At 62.7% G+C, this 21,173-nt stretch carries 18 protein-coding genes and 1 pseudogene; 9 read left to right on the top strand and 10 right to left on the bottom strand.

From position 1 onward, the window contains the following. Positions 1-31 precede the first annotated feature (31 nt). From AC1D05_RS15410 to AC1D05_RS15435, 6 genes are all read left to right on the top strand, one after another. On the top strand, positions 32-1,420 hold the full coding sequence (locus AC1D05_RS15410; protein WP_477441762.1) for an aldehyde dehydrogenase family protein: 1,389 nt from the start codon (positions 32-34) through the stop codon (positions 1,418-1,420). An 18-nt stretch (positions 1,421-1,438) separates the two neighbouring features. Further along, positions 1,439-2,611, top strand: coding sequence for an iron-containing alcohol dehydrogenase (locus AC1D05_RS15415; protein ID WP_477441764.1), 1,173 nt, complete (start codon positions 1,439-1,441; stop codon positions 2,609-2,611). 243 nt (positions 2,612-2,854) lie between these two features. Then, positions 2,855-3,961 carry an ABC transporter substrate-binding protein gene (locus AC1D05_RS15420; protein ID WP_477441766.1) on the top strand — a complete coding sequence of 369 codons (1,107 nt, stop codon included), beginning with the start codon at positions 2,855-2,857 and terminating at the stop codon, positions 3,959-3,961. Positions 3,962-4,026: 65 nt separating this feature from the next. Continuing rightward, positions 4,027-4,944 (top strand): ABC transporter permease, encoded by a 918-nt coding sequence (locus tag AC1D05_RS15425; RefSeq protein WP_477441768.1) that lies wholly within the window; start codon positions 4,027-4,029, stop codon positions 4,942-4,944. Then, the gene (locus tag AC1D05_RS15430; RefSeq protein ID WP_477441770.1) at positions 4,941-5,732 is read left to right on the top strand and encodes an ABC transporter permease; all 792 of its coding nucleotides are present in this window, start codon (positions 4,941-4,943) and stop codon (positions 5,730-5,732) included. Before AC1D05_RS15425 ends, AC1D05_RS15430 begins: the two co-directional genes overlap by 4 nt. A 14-nt stretch (positions 5,733-5,746) precedes the next feature. Next, the gene (locus tag AC1D05_RS15435; RefSeq protein WP_477441772.1) at positions 5,747-6,811 is read left to right on the top strand and encodes an ABC transporter ATP-binding protein; all 1,065 of its coding nucleotides are present in this window, start codon (positions 5,747-5,749) and stop codon (positions 6,809-6,811) included. A 15-nt stretch (positions 6,812-6,826) separates the two neighbouring features. Here AC1D05_RS15435 and AC1D05_RS15440 read toward each other — a convergent pair. Next, positions 6,827-7,445: pseudogene (locus tag AC1D05_RS15440) on the bottom strand (glutathione S-transferase family protein). Positions 7,446-7,570: 125 nt separating this feature from the next. Between AC1D05_RS15440 and AC1D05_RS15445 the strand changes: the two are divergent. The 3 genes from AC1D05_RS15445 to AC1D05_RS15455 all read left to right on the top strand — a co-directional run bounded on the left by AC1D05_RS15445 (position 7,571) and on the right by AC1D05_RS15455 (position 11,088). Beyond that, on the top strand, positions 7,571-9,124 hold the full coding sequence (locus AC1D05_RS15445) for a cation:proton antiporter (RefSeq protein WP_477441774.1): 1,554 nt from the start codon (positions 7,571-7,573) through the stop codon (positions 9,122-9,124). A 202-nt stretch (positions 9,125-9,326) separates the two neighbouring features. Beyond that, entirely contained in the window at positions 9,327-10,235 is a 909-nt protein-coding gene (locus AC1D05_RS15450) for an endonuclease/exonuclease/phosphatase family protein (RefSeq protein WP_477441776.1), read from the top strand. 7 nt (positions 10,236-10,242) lie between these two features. Next, entirely contained in the window at positions 10,243-11,088 is an 846-nt protein-coding gene (locus tag AC1D05_RS15455) for an EamA family transporter (protein WP_477441778.1), read from the top strand. 6 nt (positions 11,089-11,094) lie between these two features. Here AC1D05_RS15455 and AC1D05_RS15460 read toward each other — a convergent pair whose 3' ends face one another. The 9 genes from AC1D05_RS15460 to AC1D05_RS15500 form a co-directional block, all read right to left on the bottom strand. Further along, positions 11,095-12,312 carry an MFS transporter gene (locus AC1D05_RS15460; RefSeq protein WP_477441780.1) on the bottom strand — a complete coding sequence of 406 codons (1,218 nt, stop codon included), beginning with the start codon at positions 12,310-12,312 and terminating at the stop codon, positions 11,095-11,097. 90 nt (positions 12,313-12,402) lie between these two features. Next, entirely contained in the window at positions 12,403-12,720 is a 318-nt protein-coding gene (locus AC1D05_RS15465) for a Dabb family protein (RefSeq protein WP_477441782.1), read from the bottom strand. A gap of 10 nt (positions 12,721-12,730) precedes the next feature. Continuing rightward, a complete protein-coding gene (locus tag AC1D05_RS15470; RefSeq protein ID WP_477441784.1) occupies positions 12,731-14,359 on the bottom strand; it encodes a GMC family oxidoreductase in 1,629 nt (542 codons plus the stop codon). 12 nt (positions 14,360-14,371) lie between these two features. After that, positions 14,372-15,133, bottom strand: coding sequence for a 3-ketoacyl-ACP reductase (locus AC1D05_RS15475; RefSeq protein ID WP_477441786.1), 762 nt, complete (start codon positions 15,131-15,133; stop codon positions 14,372-14,374). Then, complete coding sequence (locus tag AC1D05_RS15480) at positions 15,130-16,632, bottom strand: FAD-dependent oxidoreductase (RefSeq protein ID WP_477441788.1); 1,503 nt, start codon at positions 16,630-16,632, stop codon at positions 15,130-15,132. The genes AC1D05_RS15475 and AC1D05_RS15480 overlap by 4 nt, the downstream gene beginning before the upstream one ends. Positions 16,633-16,720: 88 nt before the next feature. Continuing rightward, positions 16,721-17,836, bottom strand: a complete 1,116-nt coding sequence (locus tag AC1D05_RS15485) for an ABC transporter ATP-binding protein (RefSeq protein ID WP_477441790.1) — start codon at positions 17,834-17,836, stop codon at positions 16,721-16,723. Positions 17,837-17,855: 19 nt separating this feature from the next. Next, positions 17,856-18,800, bottom strand: a complete 945-nt coding sequence (locus AC1D05_RS15490) for a carbohydrate ABC transporter permease (RefSeq protein WP_477441792.1) — start codon at positions 18,798-18,800, stop codon at positions 17,856-17,858. Continuing rightward, positions 18,797-19,747 carry a carbohydrate ABC transporter permease gene (locus AC1D05_RS15495; protein WP_477441794.1) on the bottom strand — a complete coding sequence of 317 codons (951 nt, stop codon included), beginning with the start codon at positions 19,745-19,747 and terminating at the stop codon, positions 18,797-18,799. Before AC1D05_RS15495 ends, AC1D05_RS15490 begins: the two co-directional genes overlap by 4 nt. Positions 19,748-19,901: 154 nt before the next feature. After that, positions 19,902-21,155 (bottom strand): ABC transporter substrate-binding protein, encoded by a 1,254-nt coding sequence (locus tag AC1D05_RS15500; RefSeq protein WP_477441796.1) that lies wholly within the window; start codon positions 21,153-21,155, stop codon positions 19,902-19,904. Positions 21,156-21,173: the final 18 nt, after the last annotated feature.

The following is a 21,173-nucleotide window of genomic DNA, read 5'->3' on the forward strand; positions in this document are numbered from 1 at the left end:
CAAGATTTCATGAAGTGCGAGGACTGAAGGAATGACCGAAACGGTCAAGTTGATATCCCCCATCGATGGCTCGATCTATGCCGAGCGGCCCGTGGCCACGGACCAGGCGGTCAATGCCGCTGTCGAGCGCGCCAAGGCGGCGCAGGAGAAGTGGGCTGAGACGCCGATCGTCGAGCGCGGCAAGTACATGCTGGCGATGCTCGAAGCGCTGGTGGCGATGACCGACGAGATCGTGCCGGAGATCGCTTGGCAGATGGGACGTCCGGTGCGTTATGGCGGCGAGTTCGGCGGCGTCAAGGAACGCACCACTTACATGGTCGAGATCGCCGAGGCGGCGCTAAAGTCGGTTCCTGCCTCCAACCCGAAGGATGGCTTCCGCCGCTACGTGAAGAAGGATCCGCTCGGCGTGGTCATGGTGATCGCGCCGTGGAACTATCCCTATCTCACAGCGGTCAACACCATCGTGCCGGCGCTGATGGCCGGCAACGCCGTCATCCTCAAACATGCGGCGCAGACGCTGCTGGTCGGCGAGCGTTTTCAGCAGGCCTTCGACAAGGTGGGCCTGCCCAAGGGCGTGTTCCAGAATGTCGTGCTCAATCACGCCCAGACCGAGAAACTGCTAGGCTCGGGCAAGATCGACCATGTCAATTTCACCGGTTCGGTCGGCGGCGGCCGTGCCATTGAAAAGGCGGCGGCCGGTACCTTCATGACGCTCGGCCTCGAGCTTGGCGGCAAGGATCCGGCCTATGTGCTGCCCGACGCCAAAATGGACCACGCGGTCGCCAATCTGGTCGACGGCGCCTTCTACAATTCCGGCCAGTGCTGCTGCGGCATCGAGCGCGTCTATGTGCATGAAAAGGTCTATGACGAGTTCGTCGAAGGCTTCATCGCCGAGACGAAGAACTATGTCGTCGGCAATCCGCTGGAACAGGCGACCACAATGGGGCCGATGGCGCAGGCGCGTTTCGCCGACCTGATCCGCGAGCAGAAGGCCGAGGCGCTGCGCAAGGGCGCCAAGGCGCACATCAACATGAAGGTGGCTAACGACAAGGCCGGCTCGCCCTATCTGGCGCCGGAAGTGCTGACTGATGTCGACCACCAGATGAGCGTCATGCGCGAGGAAAGCTTTGGCCCAATCGTCGGCATCATGAAGGTGCGCAATGACGAAGAGGCGATCGCGCTGATGAACGACAGCGCCTATGGCCTGACGGCTTCGATCTGGACCCGCGACACCGAGCATGCGGTGGCGATCGGTAACCGCATCGAGACCGGTACGGTGTTCATGAACCGCTGCGATTATCTCGATCCGGCCCTGGTCTGGACCGGCGTCAAGGACACCGGCAAGGGTGCGGGACTGTCGGCCATCGGCTACGATAATCTGACCCGGCCGAAATCCTTCCACCTGCGCGAAGCCATCTGATTTTTTGAAAGACAAGCAATGTCCAAGCTGATCTCCAAATGGAACTATCCCACCACCGTCCGCTTCGGCGCCGGCCGCATCAAGGAACTGCCCGAGGTGCTGGCGGCAACCGGCATCAAGCGGCCGCTGTTCGTCACCGATCCGGGCCTGGCGAAGCTGCCGGTCGTCGCTTCGACGCTGAAGATCCTCGACGACGCCAAGGTGCCTTATGGCGTGTTTTCCGAGGTAAAGCCGAACCCGGTCGATTCCAACCTCACCGCCGGCATCGCCGTGTTCAAGAAGGGCAAGCATGACGGCGTCATCGCCTTCGGCGGCGGCTCGGCGCTCGATCTCGGCAAGCTGATCGCCTTCCAGGCCGGTCAGACGCGGCCGGTGTGGGACTTCGAAGATGTCGACGACTGGTGGACGCGCGCCAATTCGGACGCGATCGCCCCGATCATCGCGGTGCCGACCACGGCCGGCACCGGCTCGGAAGTCGGCCGTGCCGGCGTCATCACCAATGAGGAGACGCACACCAAGAAGGTCATCTTCCATCCGAAGCTTTTGCCGGCGATCGTGATCGCCGATCCGGAGCTATCGGTCGGCATGCCAGGCTTCATCACCGCCGGCACCGGCATGGATGCGCTTGCCCATTGCCTCGAAGCCTATTGTGCGCCGGGCTATCACCCGATGGCCGACGGTATTGCCGTCGAGGGTGTGCGGCTGGTGTTCGAGAACCTGCCCAAGGCCTATGCCAACGGCAAGGATCTTGTCGCGCGCGCCCATATGATGAGTGCGGCCGCGATGGGCGCCGCCGCCTTCCAGAAGGGACTGGGCGCCATCCACTCGCTGTCGCACCCGATCGGCGCGCTCTACGACACCCACCACGGCATGACCAACGCCGTGTTCATGCCCTATGTGCTCGCCTTCAACCGTGACTCCATCGAGGAGCGTATTGCCCGGCTCGCCGCCTATTGCGGCATCAAGGGCGGCTTTGACGGCTTCGCCAAGGCGATCATCAAGCTGCGCAAGGAGTTGAAGGTGCCGCACGCGCTGCCCGGCCTGATCAAGGGGCTCGACATGGACAAGAAGCGCAAGGCGCTGATCGCGGATATGGCGGTGGTCGATCCGACCGCTGGCGGCAACCCGGTCAAGCTGACCAAAAAGGCGGCGCTGTCATTGCTCGAAAACGCCATCGCCGGCACGGTCTGAGACGCTTTCCGCATAGGAAATTGATCTGAAAAAGGGGTAGAAAAACAAGGGGAGGGGATGAAGGGCAAGGCACAAACTAATTAGCCGGAAAAAGAATCGCGAAGCGATTGCTACAACCGGTTAAAAAGAGTTTACTTTTTCGCACTGCGAGCAGCCAGTTTCACAAAGCTTTCATCTGGCTGTCACATGAAAACGATACCGCATCGCAGGCGTCCAACGGCGTCAGTTCAACGGAGAGAACACATGTTCAAATTCACGGGGAAGGTGCTTTCCCTTTCAGCCGCGACCCTTATGGTGTCGTCGGTGATTTCGTCCGCCGCTTCGCTGGACGATCTCGTCAAGGCCGCCAAGGCCGAAGGCCAGCTCACCACCATCGCGCTGCCGCATGATTGGTGCGGTTACGGCGACGTCATCGCCGGCTTCAAGGCGAAGTATCCGGAAATCACCATCAACGAACTCAACCCCGATGCCGGTTCCGGCGACGAGGTCGAGGCGATCAAGGCCAACAAAGACAACAAAGGCCCGCAGGCGCCCGACGTCATCGACGTCGGCCTGTCCTTTGGTCCGTCCGCCAAGAAGGACGGTCTGATCCAAGCCTACAAGGTATCGACCTGGGACTCGATCCCGGACAGCGCCAAGGATGCCGATGGCGCCTGGTATGGCGACTATTACGGCGTCCTGTCGTTCATGGTGAACAAGGACCTGATCAAGGAATCGCCGAAGGACTGGGCCGATCTCTTGAAGCCGGAATTCGCCAATGCGGTCGCCGTCGCCGGTGATCCGCGCGCTTCGAACCAGGCCATCCAGGCAGTGTATGCCTCCGGTCTGTCGACGGGCGCCGCTGCCGGTGAAGCCGCCGGCACCGCTGGCCTCGACTTCTTCAAGAAGCTCAACGCCGCCGGCAATTTCGTCCCGGTCGTCGGCAAGCCCGCAACGCTCGCCCAGGGCCAGACCCCGATCCTGATCAACTGGGATTACAACGCGCTTGCTGGCCGCGATACGCTGAAGGGCAACCCGCCCGTCGACGTCATCGTGCCGAAGACGGGCGTCGTCGCCGGTGTCTACGTGCAGGCGATCAGCGCCTTTGCGCCGCATCCGAACGCAGCCAAGCTGTGGATGGAGTACCTCTATTCCGACGAAGGCCAGATCGGCTGGCTGAAGGGCTATTGCCACCCGATCCGCTTCAACGATCTCGCCAAGAACGGCAAGGTCCCGGCTGACGTGCTGGCCAAGCTGCCGCCGGCGGAATCCTATGCCGCCGCCGCGTTCCCGACGCTCGACGAGCAGGGCAAGGCCAAGGAAGCTATCAGCAAGAACTGGGACGCCGTTGTCGGCGCCAACGTCAAGTAAGGCTTGAAAATCCACCGGGCGGTCGCGAGGCCGCCCGGCCCTCCCTCGAAGACGGTAGCCGGCGCATGACCGATCTCTCGCTTTCAAATCGAACGATTGCCACCAAGCCCGCGCCACCGAACGAGGCGACCGCTTTCAGGTTCCCGACGCAATGGATCGGTGTGGCGCCCTTCTTCATTTTCACCATCATGTTCCTGATCCTGCCGACGCTTTATCTTGTCGTTGGCGCCTTTCAAGACGGGGACGGCCACCTGACGCTGGACAATCTCCTGCAGTTGGTGAGCGACCCGTCCATCAGCAATGCCTACTGGGTTTCGATCAAGATCAGTTTCTGGTCGGCCATCATCGGTGCATTTGCCGGACTCGCGCTGGCTATCGCAATCGTGCGCGGCGGCCTGCCCAACTGGATACGGTCGGCGACCCTGACATTCTCCGGCGTGGCCTCTAACTTCGCCGGCTTGCCGCTCGCCTTCGCGTTCATAGCAACACTCGGCCGCGTCGGTATTGTGACGGCGCTCCTGCGCGACGTGTTCAACCTCAACATCTACGCGATGGGGTTCAATTTCCTGACCACGGCCGGGCTGATCGTGGTTTACCTGTTCTTCCAGATTCCGCTGATGGTGGTCATCATCGTGCCGGCAATCGACGGTTTGAAGAAGGAATGGGGCGAGGCGGCCGCCACACTGGGTGCCACCCAGGCGCAGTACTGGCGCATGGTGGTCATACCGGTGTTGTGGCCAAGCTTTCTCGGCACGGTCATCCTGCTGTTCGCCAATTCCTTCGGCGCCATTGCCACGGCTTATGCGTTTGCCGGTCCGGCGCTCAACATCGTGCCAATCAAGCTGTATTCTCAGATCAACGGCGACGTGCTGCACAACCCGCAGCTCGGCTACGCCATCGCCTTCGGCATGATCGTCATCACGGGCTTGGCCAACGTCTTCTACATCTGGTTCCGGACGCGTTCTGAGAGGTGGCTCAAATGAAGTCGGGAAAATTCTGGGCTTGGGTCGTTTTCGCGCTTAGCGCGGCATATTTCTTCATTCCTCTGCTCGCGACGTTCGAGTTTTCGCTGCGCCTGCGGCGTGGCGTCCATTCCTTCGACGCCTATCAGATCGTTCTGGGCGACCCACGGTTCCAGGCAACGTTCATGTATTCCGTGGTTGCCGCGATCTTCACCATTATCCTGGGCGTGCTGGTCGTGGTGCCGGCGGCTTACTGGATCCGGCTGCGGCTGCCGCAGTTGCGGCCGATCGTGGAATTCGTCACGCTGCTACCGTTGGTCATCCCGGCCATCGTTATCGTCTTCGGCTACATCAGAATGTACGGCTCGAATTCGCCGTTGCCGTTCCTTGCCAGCGATCTGGGTGCCAGTGCCTTGCTGGTGATCGGCTATGCGACGCTGTCGCTGCCTTATATGTACCGCGCGGTCGATACCGGACTTCGCACTATCGACGTGCGAACGTTGACCGAAGCGGCGCAGATACTTGGTGCCGGCTGGTCGACGATCATCACAAGGGTTATCCTGCCCAATGTGCTGATCGCGGTGTTGTCGGGGGCGTTTCTGACTTTCGCGATCGTTATCGGCGAGTTCACCATGGCAAGTCTGCTCAACCGGCCGGCCTTTGGGCCTTATCTGCAGAACATCGGCGCCAACCGCGCCTATGAACCGGCGGCGCTTGCCATCATCGCCTTCGCCATCACCTGGGGCTGCATGTCGCTGATCCAGATCCTGTCCCGCTTCGCGCCGAAATCGGCGAACCGCCCGAATTGATCGAGAGAAAAGCCATGGTCGAGCCATTCCTGTCTATCCAGCATGTGCGAAAGTCCTACGGCACCAACACCGTGGTCCAGGATTTCAGCCTTGATGTCGCACCGGGCGAGTTCGTCTCGTTCCTCGGACCATCCGGTTGCGGCAAGACGACGGTGCTGCGCATGGTCGCCGGTTTCGAGGAGCCGTCGGGCGGCAAGATCGTGGTCGGCGGCAAGGATATCACCAGGCTGAAGCCCAATCAGCGCAATGTCGGCATGGTGTTCCAGGCCTATGCGCTGTTCCCGAACCTGACGGTGGCGCAGAACATCGCCTTCGGGCTGAAGGTGGGCGGCATGAACAAGCCGGACGCCGACCGGCGCGTCGCTGAGATGCTCGACATCATCAAGCTGCCGCAGATGGCTGACCGCTACCCCTACCAGCTCTCGGGCGGCCAGCAGCAGCGCATCGCGCTGGCGCGTGCCATCGCGCCGAAACCGAAACTGCTGCTGCTCGACGAACCGCTATCGGCGCTGGACGCCAAGGTGCGCGTGTCGCTGCGCGAGGAAATCCGTTCGATTCAGAAGAAGCTCGACATCACCACCATCTTCGTTACCCATGACCAGGAGGAGGCGTTGTCGATCTCGGATCGCATCGCCGTCATGTATGGCGGCAAGGCCGAACAGGTCGGTACGCCGTTCGAGATCTACAACCGCCCGGCGACCAAGTTCGTCGCCAATTTCGTCGGCACACTGAATGTGCTGGAAGGCACCGTCACCGACGCAGCGGCGGGCACGGTGCGGGTCAATTCCGAACAGGTCTCGCTGAAGGGCAAGCTCAACGGATCCAAGTCGGGCGATACGCTGTCGCTGGCGCTGCGTCCCGAGGCGATTTCGCTTGGCCGTCAGCCCGGTCGCGATTCCAGCCTGTCCGGCGAGATCTCTGAAGTGCATTTCCTCGGCTCGGTGATCCGCGTTCGCGTCGGCATCGGCGGCAACACGGTGTCGCTCGACACGTTCAACAGTCCGGCAACGCCGCCACCGGCTGTTGGCGAGAAGGCCGAGATTTCGTTCTCGTCCGACGACATGCTGGTGCTGCATTAGCAGCGAAAGCGTCAATCAGGCCGGCGCGATGAACGGCTGCGATATCGCCTGAAAGACCGCAAGGGCTTCCATTCGCGCGGCGTGTGCGCCGGGAAGTCGGCTAGCGATATCAAACCAGGATGTGCGTCGTTGAGGAAGCGTATCATCGCGGCCACCGCGATGTCGGCATGCCCAACGCGGTCGCCGAACCAATAGGTGGCCTGCCGGCCAGCCCGGTCCGCCTCCAGAACAGAGAGCGCGGTCTCGATCTGCCTGCGGCAGCGCTCTACCATAGATCGGAAACCGTCTCGTGCAGCCGCCTTTCATAGAACAGGCTGACAATCTTGTCGCCAAGCCCGGTGGCCAGGGCTGACACTTTCAGTGCCTGGTGGCGCAGCGGCTCGGTCGACGGAAACATCCTTTGGCTCGATGGAACCGGGCTGTCGAGATAGTCCAGCATGAGGTGGCTTTCGATCAGCACCTCGCCATTGTCCAGCACCAGTGTCGGCACCCGCGTCAGCGGGTTGTAGGGCCGAATCTTGTCGGCATCGCCGAAGGCCGACCACGGACGGTGCTCGAAAGGTATGCCATACAGGGTCAGCGCGATGCCGACACGGCGCACGAAAGGCGAGTCATATTGGCCGATGCGGATCATACCGGTCTTGTAAGGCAGGAGGTGGCTCGAGGCGTCCGGCCAGAGGGCTTGAGTTTGATGGCCAATCTACCGCATCCTGCACGAATATTTGCACCGGCACTCCCGTTTCATTGAAGTAACCGCCCATGGCTCTTTTCGAACTCACCCTTATCCTGCTTCTGACAGCCGTTGCGTTGACGGCACTGTCGCGACAGCTGGAGATTCCCTATCCGTCCCTGCTGGCCTTGGCCGGGGTAGGGATTGCCTTCGTGCCCGGCGCGCCGATGATCGAGATCGATCCGGAACTGGCGCTTGCCCTGTTCATCGCGCCGGTGCTCCTCGATGCCGCATATGACACCTCGTTGCGCGATTTGAAGCGCTACCGGCTGCCGCTGCTGCTGCTGGCGCTTGGCGCCGTGGTCTTCACCACTGTCGTCGTTGCCTTCGTTGGCTGGAAGATGGCCGGTCTGCCGATCGCCGCGGCGATCGCGCTCGGCGCCATCGTCGCGCCACCGGATGCGGTCGCGGCATCAGCCGTGCTCGGGCAATTCAGGGTGCCGCACCGCATCACCGCCATACTGCAAGGCGAGAGCCTGCTCAACGATGCCACCGCGCTCTTGATCTACCGACTGGCGGTTTCGGCGGCGCTCGGCTCGATCATGCTGAGCAACGCCATTCCGACGATCCTGTTGTCGACTATAGGCAGCCTGATCGCCGGCTATGCGCTCGGCCGCTTCTCGCTGCTGACGCTCGCAAAGATAGAGGACGCGGCGAGCAGCACGGTGGTGCAATTCGCCGGAACGTTCGGGGTCTGGATCCTGGCGGACAGGTTGGGCCTTTCGGCCATCATCACCATCGTCGTCTACGCCATGACCCTGGCGCGCCGGGCGCCACGCCACATGTCGGCAAGGCGGCGCGTCAGCACCTATTCGGTCTGGGAGACGGCGGTGTTCGTGCTCAACGTGCTGGCTTTCGTGCTGATGGGCCTGCAGGCGCGATCGATCGTCGGCCGGCTTTCGGGCGAAGGGCAAGGACAGGCCTTTCTGTTCGCTGCAACGGTGCTGGTTGTCGTCATCGTCGCACGTCTCGTCTGGGTGGCGAGTTACGTGGCGATCATACGATGGGTTGCCCGCTTCGGTGGCGAGGACAGAAGGCGGGATGTCCCGACATTTGGCGGCGCCGTGCTCGTCGGCTGGTGCGGCATGCGCGGGCTGGTGACGCTGGTGGTGGCCATTGCCTTGCCGGCCGGCTTTCCCGGCCGTGACCCAATCGTGCTTGCCGCCTTCGCCGTGGTTCTGGGCACGCTGGTGCTGCAGGGAATGACGCTCAAGCCTCTGCTGCGGATACTCAACTTCGACCCGGACCGAACGGTCGACAACGAGGTGGCGCAGGCACGCGTTGCCATCATGCAGGCCGCACTCGACGTGTTGAGCCGCAAGACTTCGGCCGCGGCGGCTGTCGTGCGCGAGCAGTACGAGGCTCAGCGCGTGATTGCGGAAAATCCGGAGGACGCACAGGCGGCAACAGAATACGACCGGCTGCGCCTCTATGCCATCAACCGCCAGCGCGACACGCTGGAGGAACTCCGCCGCAACGGTACGATCGGCGATGAAGCCTATCATCGGCTGGAGGAAGAGATCGACTGGGCGGAACTGGCGGCATCTCCGGCGGGCCGGTTCCAGCCGCTGACGACCTACTAGCGCCAAATTCGGGCCATCGCCATTCGCGGGACGCTCGCGGCGTTTTCCGGCGCGGAGGATACCGAAGCGGCGAGGAATCGGTGCATGATCGCGCTGCGGGGCAGGGGGGACGCTTCTGGCACAAGCCGCTGCCGTTCTCCTGCACATTGCAACCGGTCCATCGAACCGCTACTGCCATCACCGAAAGTGAGCCGGATAAGCAATGAAGCTGGTCAGCTACAACATCCAATACGGGTTCGGCAGCGACGGCCGCTACGATCTTTCGCGTGCGGCGCGGATCGTTGATGGCGCCGACATCATTGCCCTGCAGGAGGTCGAGCGGCACTGGCAGCGCAGCAATTTCGACGACCAGCCGGAGCTGCTGTCGCGCCTGCTGCCCGACTACCACTGGGTCTACGGCCCGGCCTTCGACATGGACGCCAGCGAGCGGCGGGACGGCCGGCTGGTCAACCGGCGGCGGCAGTTCGGCACCATGGTTCTGTCGAAGCTGCCGATCGTCTGGTCGCGGCTGCATGCGCTGCCGATGCGCCGTACGCTCAGGCCACTCAATACGCGCAACGCGGCACTCGAATGCATGATCCGCACGCCGGCCGGCGCGGTGCGGGTACTGTCGCTGCATCTCGCGCATATCGCGGCCGAGGAGCGGCTGGAGCAGATCGACTATCTGCTCGCCCAACATCGCCGCGCGCCGTCCGAGGGCGGGCCGTGGAGCGGTACCGATGACGAGCCTTCACGCAACTGGACCAGCGGCGAGACCGAGCCGGAAAACCCGCCGGCGGCGATCTGGATGGGCGATTTCAACATGGAGCCGGGCAGCGCCGAATATCGCAGCATGGTCGGCAGCACACCCTATCATCGCGGTGCGGCCTATCTCGACGGCTTCGTCGATGCCGCTTCCGTGGCGATCGACCCGGCGGATGACTTCCACACCCATGAGAAGATCATCGACGGCAGACTCGCAAAACGCCGGCTCGACCACTGCTTCGTCGGCGGCATGTTCGCCGGGCGGGTGCGCTCGGTCGGATCTGATATAGGCGAGGTGGCGTCCGATCACTTCCCGGTCCGGATCGACATCGATCTCGAGACGCCCTTCGGTTTGGGAGGCGGGTAAGCCCGAAATGACGCTTTTCGTCTTCTTTGCCGTGCTTGCCGCCGCCGCCATGCACGCGATCTGGAACGCGCTGGTCAAGGTCCATCTCGATCGCTTCCTGTCGATCACGTTGATGACGCTCGGCATGGGCGCCGCCGCTCTGGTGGTGCTGCCCTTTGTCGAATTTCCGAAGGCCGAGGTGTGGCCCTACATCATCGCTTCGGTGATCTTCCACATGGGCTATCGCACCTTCCTGATCGGCGCCTACCAGGCCGGCGATTTCGCCCAGACCTATCCGCTGGCGCGCGGCACGGCGCCGCTGCTGACCGCGCTCGGCGGCGTTGTTGTGGTGCAGGAGATGCCGGCGCCGTTCGCCATCCTCGGCATCCTGCTACTGTCGGCCGGCACGCTGGTGATGTCGTTTCGCGGCGGCGCGCATCTGGAGCGGATCAATCTCCGCGCGGTTGGCTTTGCGCTCGGCACTTCGATTTTCATCTCCAGCTATACGCTCTCCGACGGCAGCGGCGCGCGGCTGGCAGCAACCGCGCAGAGCTATGCCGCCTGGCTGTTCATCTGTGACGCCTTTGGTGCGCTGGTGCTGTGCCTCGTCTTCCGTGGACCCAAGGCACTGCCGGTGCTGGCGCGCGACTGGAAAGCCGGGCTGTTCACCGGAGTGCTCAGTGGCGCGGCCTACTGGATCGTGATGTGGGCGATGACCAAGGCGCCGATCGCCTCGGTGGCGTCGCTGCGCGAGACCTCGATCCTGTTTGCCATGATGATCTCGGTCTACGCGCTTGGCGAGAAGATGACGGGCTGGCGCGGCGCCGCCGCGCTCAGCATTGTTGCCGGGGTCATCGCCCTCAGGCTAGGCTAACTTTCGTCAGCCGAGCACCGTCATCACCTGGCCGCGCCGTTCCGGACTGAAGCGGATGACGACGATGATGCAGACGGCGACCACGCCGGCAAAAAGCGCAAGCGCATAGCCGTAGCTGCCTCCGGCGCTTTCCGCTATTCCCGCCTGATACGGACCGCCATAGGACGCGGCGAGATTGCCGGCCTGATAGATGAAGCCGGGCAAGGTCGCCCGCACCGCACCCGGCGAAAGCTCGTTGAGGTGCACCGGAATGACGCCCCAGGCGCCCTGGACCGAGACCTGCATGACGAAGGCACCGATGGCCAGCATGAACGGCGTGGTCGAGTAGGCCCAGAGCGGAATCGAGGGCAGGGCGATCAGGCAGGCGAGCGTGATGGCGTTGACGCGGCCGATCTTCTCCGACAGCGCGCCGAAGGCCAGGCCGCCGACGATGGCGCCGATATTGGCGACGATGGTGATCCAGCTGACCGTATGCGGGTCAAAGCCGTGCTGCTTCTTCAGGAAGGTCGGGTAGAGGTCCTGCGTGCCATGGCTGAAGAAGTTGAAGAACATCATCAGCACGACGGCATAGAGCGCGACGCCCCAGTGCTTCTGCAGCGTTTCCAGCAGGCCAGGCCTGGGTGCCTTCTGCGCCTCAACGAAGGCAGGCGATTCCGGTACATGCGAGCGGATGAAGAGCACGATCAACGCCGGCACGAAGGAGAGCAGGAACATGGCGCGCCAGCCGATCGTGTAGCCGCCGATCGTCTGCTGGTAGAGCAGGCCGTAGACCACCGCCGCCAGGAGATAGCCGGCCGGATAACCGCATTGCAGGATGCCCGAGACAAAGCCACGCGCGCTGGGCGGAACGGATTCCATGGCGAGCGAACTGCCGAGCCCCCATTCGCCGCCCATGGCGATGCCGAACAAAGCGCGCAACGCAAGGAAGATGCCGAGATTGGGCGAGAAGGCGGCGAGCGCGCCGATCACCGAATAGCTGACGATGTTGAGCATGAGGATGGGCTTGCGCCCGTATTTGTCAGCGAGCATACCAAAGAAGAACGCGCCGATGAAGCGCGTCGCCAAGGTCAGGAACAATGCCTTTGAGACTGCCGGGACATCCGTCTGGAATTCACTCGCAATATCAGTGAGCAGGAATGTCAGAAGGAAGAAATCAAAAGCGTCGAGCGTCCAGCCCAGGAATGAGGCCAGAACGGTTTTCTTCTGCTCGGCAGTGAGATTCAAGGCGTCCTCCTTTGGCTCCCCCAAAGGAACGATATGTCGCCCGGTTCGCAAAAGAGAACAGCGATCAGCCGGCTTTCGAAGAACCGGCGGTCACTTTTTCGTAAGATCGAGATCGAAGACCATCAAACTGTCGGTGCCGCCTTCGAGCGCGGCGACCAGCCGGGCGCCGGCGCGCTGATGCGCTTCATGCACGAGATAGGCGTCGCGGGCGGCGGCATCGCGGAAATCGATGGTGAAGCCATGACTGAGGCCGCGCGCGAAAGGCTCCGGGCTGACATTGGCGCTGAACTGGACTTTGTCCATGCCGTCGATCACCTGCCGCAGCGCTTCGAGGTCGGCATGGATCGCCGTGCGCTCACCATCGGGGACATCGTCGCGAAACCTGACGAACACACAGTGCCTGATCATTTTTTTGCTCCTAGGCAGCCCGGTTGCCGGAAAACACTGCTGGCGGCAGCGGTTCGCGGCCGAGCACCAAATCGGCGCCCTTTTCGCCGACCATGATGGTCGGTGCATTGGTGTTGGAAGAGGGCACGCGCGGCATCACCGAGGCGTCGCAGACGCGCAACCCCTCAATGCCGCGCAGTCGCAAATCTGGCGTCACCACGGCCATGTCGTCATGGCCCATGCGGCAGGTGCCGACCGGGTGATGGTCGGTCTTGGAGGTACGGCAGGCATAGTCGATCAACTCGTCATCGCTGGCCAGTGACGGGCCGGGCAGGACTTCACGCAGCACGTAGGGGGCAAGCGCCTTCTGCCGCATGATCTCGCGCGCCAGCCGCAACCCCTTCAGCGACATGGCGCGGTCATAGGGATCGGACCAGTAGTTCGGGTCGATCAGCGGATGGTCGGCCGGATCGCCACTCTTCAGCCGCACCGTGCCGCGCGAGCGCGGCCGCAGGAAGGCCGAGTTCAAGGTGACGCCCGGATTGTTCAGCTTCTCGACGCCGGCTTCGATGCCGGAGCCCAGGCCGAGATGGAACTGGATGTCCGGCGAGGCGGCGGTGGGGTCGGCGTACCAGAAGCCGCCGGTCTCGAACAGGCTGGAGGCCACCGGCCCCTTCTTCAAAAGCAGATATTGCAGGCCCGCCCAGGCCGTGCGGTGCAGCTTGGCGTAGTTGTCGTAGGTGTGATCGCCGGTGCATTCGGCGATGACGAACAAATCGAGATGATCCTGCATGTTTGAGCCGACCCCGGGCAGGTCATGCACCGGCGTGACGCCGACCGATTTCAGGTGATCGGCAGGCCCGATGCCCGACTGCATCAGTAGCTTTGGCGAGCCGATGGCGCCTGACGAGACAATCACCTCGCGCTCGGCGCGCAGGATTTTTGTCTGACCGCCTGGTCTATCGACGATCTCGACGCCGATGGCGCGGCCTTTTTCGACGACGATGCGGGTCACCAATACGTCGGTCCGGACGGTGAGGTTTTTTCGGGCTCGGATGGGCTTGAGATAGGCGACCGAGGCGGAGGAACGCCGGGCATCCTTCTGGGTCAGCTGGTAGTAGCCGACGCCTTCTTGGGCAGCGCCGTTGAAATCCGGGTTGAAGGGAATGCCCATCTCCTGGCCGGCGCGGAAATAGGCCTCGCAGATCGGCAGCGGCGAAATCGGGTTGGACACGCCGAGCGGACCCTGGTCGCCGTGAAAGTCGTTGGCGTAGCGCTGGTTGTTCTCGGCCCGCTTGAAGTAGGGCAGCACGTCGCGGTAGCCCCAGCCGGCGAGGCCCTCTTCCTTCTCCCAGGCATCATAGTCGCGGGCATTGCCGCGCGTGTAGATCTGGGCGTTGATCGACGAGCCGCCGCCGACCACCTTGGCCTGCGTGTACCAGAAGACGCGGTCCTTCATGTGCTTTTGCGGCACGGTCGACCAGCCCCAGGAGGCGATGCCCTTGGTCATCTTGGCGAAGCCCGCGGGCATGTGGATGTAAGGGTGCCAGTCCTTGCCGCCGGCTTCCAGCAGCAGCACCGAATTGCCGGGGTCCTCGCTCAGCCGGTTGGCCAGAACACAGCCGGCCGGGCCGGCGCCCACGATGATGTAGTCGGTCATATCAGTATCCACCTACAACCGCGGCACGGAGAGCGCGCCGTCGACATTGATGATCGAGCCGGTCGAAAAGCCGAGCTTGCCGGCAGCGAGCGTCGCCACCACCGCGCCGATATCAGACGCTTCGCCCCAGCGTTTGGACGGCACCAGTCCACCCTCGATGAGGGCGTCATATTTGGCCGTGACGCCTGCCGTCATGTCGGTGCGGATGATGCCCGGCCGCAGTTCGAACACGCCGATGTCTTCCGGGGCGAGCCTGAGCGCCAGGTTCTTCACCCACATAGAGAGCCCGGCCTTCGAGATGCAGTATTCTGAGCGCTCCGGCGAAGCCATCTCGGCGCTGACCGAGGTGACGGTGATGATCGATTTTGTGTGATCGCCAGGAACCGCAAGCATCGCTTTCGCGACGGCCTGGCTGAGGAACACGGTGCCGCGCAGGTTGATGCCAAGTGTGCGGTCGAAATTGTCCGGTTTCAGCTCGAGAAGATCGCCACGTACGACTGCGCCGACGCCGGCATTGTTGACCAGGCAATCGATGCGGCCGAAGGCGCGCATGGCGGCATCGACAAGTGCTGTGTGGCTGTTGAGATCGGCGATGTCGCATTGAGCGTAAGCGAATTTCGCGCCGCGTTCGGCGATGTTCTCGGCGAGTTCGTCCGACGCGTGTTCGGCAAGGTCGGCGAGCAAAATGTCGAAGCCGTCATTAGCCAGCGCTTCGGCACAGGCCAGCCCAATGCCGCGCGCGCCTCCGGTGATGATCGCGGCCGGGCGGGTCATGCTGAAAGCTCCACCTTGCGGATGTGGTCCGCCACGCGCAGTGCCTGAGCGGCGATCGACAGTGCCGGATTAACCGCAGCCGAGTTGGGCAAAAAACTGCCGTCGACGATGAACAGGTTCTGGTGGTCGAACGCGCGGCAGAACGGATCGAGCGGCGCGATCGCCGGATCGTTGCCCATCTTGACTGTGCCGCACTGATGCGAGGGCGTGCGCTTGTCGAAGGGGCGCGACAGCACGAGGGGATAACCGCAGGCGCGGAAGTTTTCGCGCATCACCTTGGTCAGCCCGTCGAGCGACTGTATGTTGGAGCGCCGCCACTGCATGACGATGTCCTTGCCGTCGACCGTGATGCGGCTTTCCGGATCGGGCAGGTCCTCGCACATCAGATACCAGTCGACGGCGTGGCCGGCCATGTAATCGAGCGCGAATTTCGGCACCGACTTCACATTGGCCTTCAGCATGTTGCCGTCGATCTTGCCGAGCAGCTGGACGTTGCCGAGCGGCTTGCCGCCCTTGCCGTCGGAGAGATAATAATCGTTCAGCATCAGCGTCTTCTGGTAGACGGAATCGTTCCTGCGGCGCGGATCGATGGCCAGCATGGCGCTGGAGTTGTGGTTCATGAAATTACGACCGACCTGGTCGGAACGATTGGCGAGGCCCTTGCCATCAGCAGAGGGCGAGCGCAGCAGGATGACGGCGGAATTGACCGCGCCTGCGGACAGGATGACCAGCTTCGGCGACACTTTCTTCAGCTCGCCGTTCTGGCGGTAGTGGATTGCGGCGATGTTTCTGCCGTCGGCTGCCGCTTCGAGATACTCGACATAGCAGCCGGTCTCGAGCCGGATATTGCTGTCCTTGAGCGCCGCCGCCAGCGGTGCTGTCTGGGCGTCCATCTTGCCCTGGCCGGTGTTGGGAAACGCGTCCCAGCCGGTCTTGCCTTCGTTCAGCCAGGTGTCGATATCGACACCGAGCGGCAAAGAGGCTGGATGCAGGCCGAGTCCCCTAAGCTCGGCGCGAGCGCGCGCGATCGGCGCCTCGTCGGGCACCGGCTTGAACGCATAGGGGATCGAGTGGAAGGGTTCGGTCGGATCTTCGCCCAGCGTGCCGCGCACGCGAAACAACTGCTCGGCCCTGGAATACCAGGGCTCGAATTCGTCATAGGAAAACGGCCAGGCCGGCGAAACGCCGCCAAAGTGCTCCATGGCCGAAAAATCTTCCTTGCGGTAGCGGATCAGCACCGCGCCGTAGAACTTCGAATTGCCGCCGACATAGTAGTAATTGCCGGGATTGAAGACGGCACCGCCGGCCTCGCGCCACATCTCCTTTGGCCTGTAGTGGCCGTCGACGAAAATCGAGCGCGTGTCGCGCGCATGCGATGTTGCCGGCAAGGGCTCGCCGCGCTCCAGAATCAGGATCGAGGCGCCGCTGCCGGCCAGACCGGAGGCGATCGTAGCGCCGCCAATGCCGGAGCCGATGATGACGATGTCCGGATTTGTCATGGCCTAAATCGCGTCCTGACGCGCTTTAGGTTTTTGTTTTGATGCATGTCGTTGCCCCAAAACCGGATCCACTTTTGGGCGACATACATTAGCGGATGCGGTTCTCGGTCGCCGGATCGAAGAACACCGCCTTGGTCAGATTGAAGGCGAGCGGCGTGCTGGTGCCCGGCTGGATGTTGGCATCGGCGCGCAGCCGCGCCACAACGGGCTTGCCGCCGAGATTGGTCACCGCGAAAGTGTCGGAGCCCGCAGGCTCGACCACTTCGATGTGCAGGTCGGCGGTGGCGATATTCGAGGCGTTGCGCTCGGCACCTTCCGGATCGGTCAACGCTTCCGGCCGCACGCCGAAGATGATCGGCTTGCCCTGGAATGCCGAGAGACCCGCCGGCGCATTGGCCATCGGCAGCGTGATCGGCTCGCGCGCCTCGCGTTGCAGCACGACGGACAGCGCATTGCCCGAGGTGGCGATGGTTGCCGGGATCAGGTTCATCGCCGGCGACCCCATGAAGTCGGCGACGAACAGGTTGGTGGGGTTGTTGTAGATTTCGGCCGGCGTGCCGAACTGCTGCACCTCGCCGTCGCGCATGACGGCGATCTTGGTCGCCAGCGTCATCGCCTCGATCTGGTCATGGGTGACGTAGACGATGGTGGTGCCTGTCGTGGCGTGCAGGCGCTTGATCTCGATGCGCATGTCGACGCGCAGCTTGGCGTCGAGGTTGGACAGCGGCTCGTCGAACAGGAACAGCTTGGGGTCGCGGACCAGCGCCCGGCCCATGGCGACGCGCTGGCGCTGACCGCCGGACAGCTGGCTCGGCTTGCGCTGCAGGAGATGGCCGATCTGCAGCACCTTGGCCACCTTGTCGATCGCCTTCTGGCGCTCGTCGGCCGGCACGCCGCGCATTTCCATGCCGAAGGAGATGTTCCCGGCCACCGTCATGTTCGGATAGAGCGCGTAGCTCTGGAAGACCATGGCGATGTCGCGCTTGGACGGATGTAGATCGTTGATGGGGCGACCGTCGACACGGATCTCGCCCTCCGTGATCTGCTCCAGGCCGGCGATGGTATTGAGCAAGGTGGACTTGCCGCAGCCGGACGGGCCGACCAGCACCAGGAAGCCGCCCTTTTCGAGCTCGACATCGATGCCCTTCAGGATTTCAACATTCCCGAAGCGCTTCTTCAGCCCGTCAATTTCCAGAAAAGCCATGATCGTTCCTTCCTAATGGTCAGCCTTTGACCGCGCCCGCCATCAGCCCGCGCACGAAATAGCGGCCGGCGACGACATAGACGATCAGGGTGGGCAGAGCCGCTATCATCGCCGCGGCCATGTTGACGTTGTATTCGACGACGCCGGTCGAAGTGTTGACCACGTTGTTGAGCGCCACCGTCATCGGCATCGACTCGCCGGCGCCGGCGTAGGCGGAAGCGAACAGGAAGTCGTTCCAGATGTTGGTGAACTGGTAGATGACGGTGACGACGAAGATCGGCATCGAGTTCGGCAGCATGATGCGGCGGAAGATCTGGAAGAAGGAGGCGCCGTCGACCTGCGCCGCCTTGACCAATTCGGTCGGGAAGGCCTCGTAATAGTTGCGGAAGAACAAAGTGGTGAAGCCAAGGCCGTAGACGACGTGGACGAAGACCAGGTTGACCGTCGGATTGCCGAGACCGAAGCTGGTTCCGACCGAGTTCTGCAGCGTCACGCCGAAGCGGCCGACGCTGCCGAGGATCGTCGCCATCGGCAGCAGCACCGACTGGAACGGGATGAAGCAGGCAAACAGCATCAGGCCGAAGACCAGGGTTGCGCCGCGAAAGCGCCATTTGGTCAGCACGTAGCCGTTGAGAGCGCCGAGCATGGTCGAGATCAGCACCGCCGGAACCACCATCTTGATGGAGTTCCAGAAATAGCCCTTGATGCCGGCGCAGGTCAGGCCGACGCAGGTCTCGCCCCAGGCCTTCAGCCACGGGTCGAAGGTCGGTGCCTTGGGCAGGGCCAGCATGTTGCCGTTCTGGATTTCGTCCATGGTCTTGAACGAGGTGACCAGCATGACGAACAGCGGCATCAAATAGAACAGCGCAAACAGCGCCAGCAGCCCGTAGATGACGATGCGGTTCAGGACCTTGGTGCTGATGCCGCCAGTGCCCTGGCGGGCGGGTGAGGTGACAGCGCTCATCGCGGCTTCTCCCTGAGCTCGGAGTAGAGGTAAGGCACGATGATCGCCACAATGGTCATCAGCATGATGACGGCGCTGGCCGAGCCGACGGCCATTTCGTTGCGCTTGAAAGTGTACTCATACATGAAGTTGGACGGCAACCAGGCCGAGCCGCCGGGGCCGCCGCTGGTCAGCGCCACCACCAGATCATACGACTTGATGGCGAGGTGCGCGAGTACGATGAAGGCCGACAGGAAGATCGGCCGCAGCAGCGGAATGACGATGCGACGATAGAGCTGGAAGGTGGTGGCGCCATCGATCTGCGCCGCCTTCATGATCTCGCCGTCAATGCCGCGCAGGCCGGCCAGGAACATCGCCATAATGAAGCCGGAGGCCTGCCAGACGCCGGCGATGACCACTGTGTAGATGACGAAATCCTTGTTCTTGATCCAGTCGAAATGGAAGCTCGTCCAGCCCCACTGATGCAGCGTCTGCTCAAGGCCGAGACCCGGGTCGAGGAACCATTTCCAGGCGACGCCGGTGACGATGAAGGACAGCGCCATCGGGTAGAGATAGATCGGGCGCAGTACGCCTTCGCCGCGGATCTTCTGGTCGAGCAGGATGGCCAGGAACAGGCCAAGCGCCAGGCAGATGGAGATGTAGAGAAAGCCGAAAATGCCCATATTGGTGATCGACGTGTACCAGCTCGATGGCGGGTCTGTGTCGAAGGTCCAGCCCCACAGCCGCTGATAGGCGCGCGAGCCGGTGATGACGTAGGACGGGAAGGTCTTGGAATTGGTGAAGGACAGATAGATCGTCCACAGGATGAAGCCGTAGACAAAGATGATGGTAATGGCGAAGCTCGGCGCCAGCACGATCTTCGGCAGGGCGTCCTGCAGCCGCGAGCGCACCGAGGGGCGCGACCGCTCCGGCGTCAGCTTGATCTGGGTTGTCGCTACACTGCTCATGAGGCTCCTCCCGTTCGGGCCGTCCGTGCTCTGCCGTCAGGCGGCAAGGCGGCCCCGTGCATACGGGTCTTTGGTCGGCGTGGTGTTCAAGCCGGCCAATTCTGGGATGAAACCTTCCCCGCCGAGGCAGGGAAGGTGTCTTGGTGGCGAGCGCTTACCTGGCGTCGTCGATCGCCTTGACCAGTTCGGTCACGGCTTCGTCCGAGGTCTTGATCTGGCCGTGGACGAACTTGGTCACAACATCCTTGTAGGCATTGGCGATCGCGGGCGGGGCGCCATAGCCCTGGGCCAGCGAGCCGAACAAGGTGCCCTTCTCGTTGGCGGCCTTGAGGTCGGCGATGCCCTTCTTGCCGCAAGCGTCGAAGTCGGTGTCCGGGACGTCGATGCGGGCCGGAACCGAGCCCTTGACGACGTTGAAGGCCGACTGGAAGCTCTTCGAGAGCGTGGCGGTGGCAAGTGCTGCCTGGGCCGCCTTGCGATCGTCTGCAACGTCGAACATGGCGAACATGTCGGAGTTGTAAACGACACTGCCGTCGGTGCCCGGGAAACGATAGCACAGGAAGTCGGTGCCCGGGGTCTTGTTGGCGGCGTGGAACTCTCCCTTGGCCCAGTCGCCCATGACCTGCACCAGAGCATCGCCCTTGATGACCATGGCAGTTGCCTGATTCCACTGGCGACCGGAGAAGTTCGGGTCGACATAGGTAATCAGCTTGCCCAAATTATCGAACGACTTCTTCATCGTGTCGGACTTGAGCGAGGCGTCGTCGAGGTCGTTCATGGCCTTCTTGTAGAACTCAGGTCCGCCGGTCGACAGCACGACCGAATCGAACATGGTGGCTTCCTGCCAGTTCTCGCCACCGAGAGCGAGCGGGATCACGCCGGCCGCCTTGGCCTTGTCGAGTAGCGCAATCAGGTCGTCGAAGGTCTTCGGCTCGGTGCCGCCGATCTTGTCCATCACCGCCTTGTTGATCCACACCCAGTTGACCGAATGGACGTTGACGGGAACCGCGACCCATTTGCCGTCATAGATGGTAAACTTCTGCAGCGCCGCCGGAACAACCTTGTCCCAGCCCTCCTTGATGGCGATGGCGGTGATGTCACCCGTCTTGCCAGCTGCCGCATAGTCGAGCACGGTATAGCCGAGCATCTGCGAAGCCGTCGGCGGATTGCCGGCTGCCACCATTGCCTTCAGCACGACCATTGCGGGGTCGCCGCCACCGCCGGACACCGGCACGTCTTTCCAGGCATAACCCTCCTTGGCCAGGTCCTGCTTGAGGACATTGAGAGCAGCCGCTTCGCCGCCCGACGTCCACCAATGCAGCATCTGCACTTCCTTGACGTCCTCGGCATGGGCCGCGAAAGCAAGCCCCGATGCAAGAGCCGTTCCGATAAGCAGTTTGCGCAACATGTACTTCCTCCCTTGTTG

The sequence above is a fragment of the Mesorhizobium sp. P2_E9 genome, assembly GCF_056403815.1.